We start from the raw sequence: 6,271 nt of genomic DNA, 5'->3' as shown, positions 1-6,271 counted from the left end.
TCTCAAAATCGGTGGAGCTGCATGACAAAGTCATCGGGCATTATCTGAACATAAAACACTATCAGTAAGTTGGAGTCATTACCGTCATTTTCGCCATTCAGCGTAGCGGCATCGATGGTAACCGTCGTATTGGTGGTTGCGCCAGTATTGCCCACTTCGATCATATCGACGGTGGCACCGTTATTCAGCGTAATATTAGCCGTCCCCCCGTTGCTGCCCTGAATATAATGGCCGGACATGTCGGTGCCGGAAACGGTCAATGACTGGGTATCTCCTGATTCACGGCTTCCATCCATAAATATATTATTTGCGGTGGTGTCGGCCATAATGGCATTAGTCACGCCGGGATCCTGATAGAAACTATTATCTTTGTACTTCGATAAGCCGCAGGTCTGCGATGTTACGCCGGGCTGGCAGGGCGTGGCGGGCGTTACGGCAGCCTGGGCGCCAAATGACGTTAAAGCCACTAAAACACATTGCGAAAGCAACGTACGATTCATTAATTTGCGCATTTTAAGTTCTCTGGATGAGTCGATAATTGTCCGGCTCTTTTTAAATGAATTTATTTAAAATAAGAACTTTCTTACGGAGTGGGGATGTAATGAAATCTAAAAATATATCCCACGAAATAATTAACAGTTAAATAATTAAACCTGATTGATAAAATTTAATTAATTCATGTGGTAAATATTTTGGAATGATTTGCATACAAATTAAGGGGTTTCTTGACTGGATGTGCGGTACTTTGATCGCCCCATATCACCAGAGTATTAACCCTTTCGGGTTATGAGGTTAATTAACTGTTTGTCTGTTTTACATATCGACAGCTGCTGAAATATTAAAACACGTATTGTGCAGGGAGATTTTCCCCGCAGCAATTATCGCTTTTCCAGCGCTCGGCAAGGCAGTAAATATTTTTATAAAATTATTCGCGAAAAAGTATAACTTCCCCGGTTCCTGCCGATAACGAGAGTAGTACTCGCCTCTGGGCGAACTCACCCTCACGGCAAGGAACACTTATGAACATGCTCCGTAATTTCACGATCCGTTTCGTCATGCTGACGATCCTGGGGATCTTTTGTTTAATGTGGGCAGGCGTTGGACTCTACAGCACCTGGTCCCTCTCTCGCGTTTCGGATGGCAATGAAGTCGATCGCCAGCTGGTGAAACAGATGACCATACTCAGCCAGGGCAACGATCAGTATTTCCGCTTTGTCACCCGACTGAGCCGCGCGATGGAAGTCAAAGCCGCCGGCGGTACGCCGGATCTGGCCTCCGCCCAGCAGGCGCTGGATAACATGGGCAAAAAACTGGCCGAGATGAAAGCAATCTCTCCGGGTCCGATGGATGAACAGGTCTCCTCCCGGGTGATCGGCACCTGGCAGGCGCTGCTCGAGCAGGGCGTTACGCCACAAATGCAGCAGGCGAAGCTGGGCGCGCTGGATGGTTATCGCCAGCAGGCTAATAACGTCACGCCACAGTTGAGCCGTGCGTTTGGTGCGGCCGCTGAGGAGTTCAATAACGCCGCTGCGAAGGCCCTAGACAGTACCCGCGTAGTGGTGGATGGCCTGACCAGCATGACCCGCACGGTGATTATTGCCGCCACCGTGATTGGTCTGCTGATCCTGCTCTTTAGCGACCGTTACCTGGTGGCGATGCTGGTGAAACCGCTGGACCGAATTCGTCAGCAGTTCCGCCAGATTGCGCAGGGCGATCTCAGCCAGCCCATTGAACCGTTTGGTCGTAACTGTGTGGGACAGCTGGTGCCGTTGCTGAGTGCCATGCAGGACAGCCTGCGTGAGGCGGTCAGCACGATCCGCGCGGGCAGTGAAAATATCTGGCGCGGGGCGACCGAGATCTCCAGCGGTAACAACGATCTCTCCTCCCGTACCGAAGAGCAGGCTTCCGCGCTGGAAGAGACAGCAGCCAGCATGGAGCAACTCACTGCCACCGTGAAGCTGAACGCCGAAAGCGCACGTCAGGCAAGCCAGCTGGCGGATGTGGCATCGACCACGGCCAGCCGCGGTGGCTCGCTGGTGGAGGAGGTGGTGACCACCATGAGCGGTATTTCCGACAGCTCGAAGAAAATTGCTGAAATCACCACCGTGATTAACAGTATCGCCTTCCAGACCAATATCCTGGCGCTCAACGCAGCAGTGGAAGCGGCGCGAGCGGGTGAGCAAGGCCGTGGCTTTGCCGTGGTGGCAGGTGAGGTGCGTAATCTGGCCAGCCGCAGCGCCAACGCGGCGAAAGAGATTGAAGGGCTGATTGCCGATTCCGTCGCTCGCGTCGAGCAGGGGGCTCAACTGGTGAACGACACGGGGACCACCATGGAAGCGATTCTGCGCGATGTAACGGAAGTGACCACCATCATGAAGCAGATTGCGTCAGCCTCTGAGGAGCAAAGCAAAGGCATTTCCCAGGTCGGGGTTGCCATTACGCAGATGGACGGTGTAACCCAGCAAAATGCCTCGCTGGTGGAGCAGGTCTCCGCCGCGGCAGCGGCACTTGAGCGGCAGACCGAAGAGCTTCAGCGTTCGGTGCAGAAGTTCCGTCTCACGGCATAATGTTGCGGTTGGTTGCCTGACCAGAGAAAACAAGAAACCCAGCGTAAGTGTTGGGTTGAGGCTGCTGGTATCGTGCGAGATGTGCCCCTCGCCCGGCGGCGCTACGCTTGCACGGGCCTACAACGAACAGTGCCAAATTATTGATATTGTTGTCGATTGTAGGCCGGGTCAGCGTAGCGCCACCCGGCAAAAAAAGCGGTTCAGTTTTTGATAGCGGGGTTTGTCATTAAACTCAACCTACCGGTTCAAAAGTCAGAACCACGGCGTTTATCAGTGCGTCGCTTCACCAATCAGCGCGCCTGAACCCGCACCGACAGCGGCACCTTTCAGCACGCTGTTGCCCGTCACGGCAGCGGCACCTGCACCAACAACAGCGCCCACGGCACCGCCTTTACGCGCGGCTTTACCTTTGTCACCGTTTTTGAACATCGCACCCGTGCCTGCACCTACGACCGCGCCGCCTACGGTGGATTTCAGATCTTTACCTGTGGCCGCCCCAATCGCCGCGCCTGCTACCGCACCGGCGGCGGTTTTATCCATCGCCATACCTGAGGTAGAAAAAAGAAGGATGCTGATCACCAGCGCTGTATTGATTGATTTCATAACAAATCCTTTGTGACTGCTGTCGGTTGAAACGTCGCTTCTCGCCGTCTGGCTGGAGAAAAACGTCCGCATAGTGCCAGTAATACCGGCCCAACCCTTAAGCTAATCATGCCCTGGGCAAGGATTTGCCTGGCCGGGCGGTTACCCGCCCGGCAGTGCATCACGCCTGACGCTTATCTTCGGTTTTGGTCTCGAAGTCGCTCGCCGCGTGGCGTTCGTGGAGTTGCTCGTTAAGCTCACCGTTGGTGCGGTTCACAATCCGTCCGCGCTTCACGGCAGGGCGGTTCGCTACGTCTTTTGCCCAGCGCTGGACGTTGGTGTACTTCTCTGCGTCCAGGAACTCGGCGGCGTTGTAGACGCTGCCCAGCGCCACGCAGCCAAACCACGGCCAGACCGCCATATCGGCGATGGTGTATTCTTCACCCGCCACGTAACGGCCGCGGGCGAGCTGTTTATCCAGTACGTCGAACAGGCGCTTGGCTTCCATCGTGAAGCGGTCAATCGCGTACTCGATCTTCACCGGCGCATAGTTGTAGAAATGGCCGAAACCGCCACCGAGGAACGGGGCCGCGCCCTGCAGCCAGAACAACCAGTTCAGGGTTTCCGTGCGGCCAGCCGGATCTTTTGGCAGGAAATGCCCGAACTTCTCTGCCAGATAGAGCAGAATGTTGCCGGATTCAAATACGCGCGTTGGCGGGGTGGTGGAGTGGTCACGAAGCGCCGGTATTTTCGAGTTCGGGTTCACCTCAACAAAGCCACTGGAGAACTGATCGCCTTCACCGATGCGGATCAGCCACGCGTCGTACTCCGCGCCCGTTACGCCCAGCGCCAGCAGCTCTTCGAGCATAATTGTCACTTTCTGGCCGTTCGGCGTGCCCAGGGAGTAAAGCTGCAGCGGGTGCGAACCGACGGGCAGATCTTTCTCATGTGTGGCACCAGAAACAGGACGGTTGATGTTGGCGAACGCCCCGCCGCCGTTCTTTTTCCATTCCCACACTTTGGGTGGCTGATAGGTATTTTCGTCTGACATGTTGGCCTGCCTTTTTTGTGATGTGTTGAGGCAGTGTAGCAGGAGATGAATAGACCGTTTAACGAACTGAGCGCAAAGGTCAGGGGAGGTGTATGATAACCCTACCTCTGTCAGGTTAATTACAACGTGCAGACGACGACAACCCTTCCAAAAATTGCCGCCTGCCTGTTTTAGGTTGGATACATGCGTAAAGGAAAGTTAAGCAGTGATGCGCCATTCGGGACGTTGTTAGGCTATGCGCCCGGTGGCGTGGCGATTTACTCTTCAAATTACGGCAGTCTGGACCCGCGTAAGTACCCGCAAGACGCGGATTTCCGCAGCTATATCGGCAACGAATACATGGGCCACAAGTGGCAGTGTGTGGAGTTCGCCCGCCGTTTTCTGTTCCTCAACTATGGCTTTGTGTTTACCGATGTCGGGATGGCGTGGGAGATCTTCTCCCTGCGTTTTTTGCGCCAGGTGGTAAACGATAATATTCTGCCGTTACAGGCTTTTGCCAACGGCTCGAAACGCGCGCCGCAGGCCGGGGCGCTGCTCATCTGGCAAAAGGGCGGCGAGTTCCATGAAACCGGCCATGTCGCAGTAATCACCCAGCTTTTAGATGGCAAGGTCCGCATTGCCGAGCAGAATGTTATTCACTCCCCGCTTCCGCTCGGACAGCAGTGGACCCGTGAGCTGCGCATGACCGTTGAGAACGGCTGTTACACGCTTCATGACACCTTCAGCGATACTGAAATCCTTGGCTGGATGATCCAGACGAACGACACGGAGCACAGCATTCCCCAGCCCGAACCTGACGGCGAACTGCTGAAAATCAGCGGTGCGCGGTTGAAGAATAAACGTCAATACGACGGAAAATGGCTCAACGAAAATGACGCCCTGCAGCAGGCCTACATCCGCGCCAACGGCCACGTTATTAATAACGATCCCTGCCACTATTTCACGATTACCGAAAGCGCCGAGCAGGAGCTGATTAAAGCGACCAATGAACTTCATCTGATGTACCTGCATGCCACCGACAAAGTGCTGAAAGATGATAACTTACTGGCGCTTTTCGATATCCCCAAAATCCTCTGGCCGCGCCTGCGTCTCTCCTGGCAGTGGCGTCGCCACCATATGATCACCGGTCGTATGGATTTCTGTATGGATGAGCGCGGCATTAAGGTTTACGAGTACAACGCTGATTCCGCCTCCTGCCACACCGAGGGCGGCTTAATTCTGGAAGAGTGGGTCAAAAACGGTTATCGCGGCAATGGGCACAACCCGGCAGAAGGTTTGCTGGAGGAGTTGACCGGCGCGTGGAAACACAGCCATGCGCGTCCGTTCGTGCACATCATGCAGGACAACGATGTCGAAGAGGATTATCACGCGCTCTTCATTCAGCGCTCGCTGCTGCAGGCCGGGTTTGACACCAAAATTCTGCACGGTCTGGGCGCGCTGAGCTGGGATGCTGCCGGGCAGTTAATCGACGACGAAGGTCGCCACGTAAACTGCGTGTGGAAAACCTGGGCGTGGGAGACGGCAATCGAGCAGATTCGGGAGGTCAGCGAAACCGAATACGCTGCCGTGCCAATCCGCACCGGTCACCCGGCAGGCGAGGTGCGGCTGATTGACGTCCTGCTGCGCCCGGAAGTGCTGGTGTTTGAACCGCTGTGGACGGTGATCCCTGGCAATAAGGCGATCCTGCCGGTGCTGTGGCAGCTGTTCCCGAACCACCGCTACCTGCTCGATACCGATTTTGAGGTTAACGCGCTGCTGAAGCAGACCGGTTATGCCGTCAAACCCATTGCCGGCCGTTGCGGCAGTAATATCGATCTGATCAGCGCCCAGGATGAACTGCTGGATAAATCCAGCGGCAAGTTTGTCGATCGCAAGAATATCTACCAGCAGCTGTGGTGTTTGCCGAAGGTGGACGGCAAATATATTCAGGTCTGTACCTTTACCGTGGGCGGGAATTACGGCGGAACCTGCCTGCGTGGGGATGAAACGCTGGTGGTGAAAAAAGAGAGCGATATTGAACCGCTGATTGTGGTGAAGGATAAGTAACCGGGTAGAATCAGCATCCGCAGGG

The 6,271-nt window shown here is 55.0% G+C and carries 5 protein-coding genes; 3 read left to right on the top strand and 2 right to left on the bottom strand.

The window, feature by feature from the left end; all coding sequences use genetic code 11:
- Nucleotides 1-68: IS1 family transposase (locus tag AX755_RS24295; RefSeq protein ID WP_004209611.1), on the top strand; the 68-nt coding region annotated here is incomplete at its 5' end.
- A 951-nt stretch (nt 69-1,019) separates the two neighbouring features.
- On the top strand, nt 1,020-2,567 hold the full coding sequence (locus AX755_RS04890; RefSeq protein WP_062856383.1) for a methyl-accepting chemotaxis protein: 1,548 nt from the start codon (nt 1,020-1,022) through the stop codon (nt 2,565-2,567).
- Nucleotides 2,568-2,837: 270 nt separating this feature from the next.
- Here the strand turns inward: AX755_RS04890 and AX755_RS04885 are convergent, their stop codons facing one another.
- Entirely contained in the window at nt 2,838-3,170 is a 333-nt protein-coding gene (locus AX755_RS04885) for a glycine zipper domain-containing protein (protein ID WP_013098702.1), read from the bottom strand.
- Nucleotides 3,171-3,330: 160 nt separating this feature from the next.
- Nucleotides 3,331-4,200 carry a glutathione-dependent disulfide-bond oxidoreductase gene (gene yghU / locus AX755_RS04880; protein WP_013098701.1) on the bottom strand — a complete coding sequence of 290 codons (870 nt, stop codon included), beginning with the start codon at nt 4,198-4,200 and terminating at the stop codon, nt 3,331-3,333.
- 183 nt (nt 4,201-4,383) lie between these two features.
- Between yghU and gss the strand changes: the two genes are divergently transcribed.
- A complete protein-coding gene (gene gss / locus AX755_RS04875) occupies nt 4,384-6,246 on the top strand; it encodes a bifunctional glutathionylspermidine amidase/synthase (RefSeq protein ID WP_062856382.1) in 1,863 nt (620 codons plus the stop codon).
- The last annotated feature ends 25 nt before the right edge of the window (nt 6,247-6,271 follow it).

This window comes from Enterobacter sp. SENG-6, from assembly GCF_001605945.1.
GTDB lineage: Bacteria > Pseudomonadota > Gammaproteobacteria > Enterobacterales > Enterobacteriaceae > Enterobacter > Enterobacter cloacae.
This window is presented reverse-complemented; position numbering and strand designations above follow the sequence as displayed.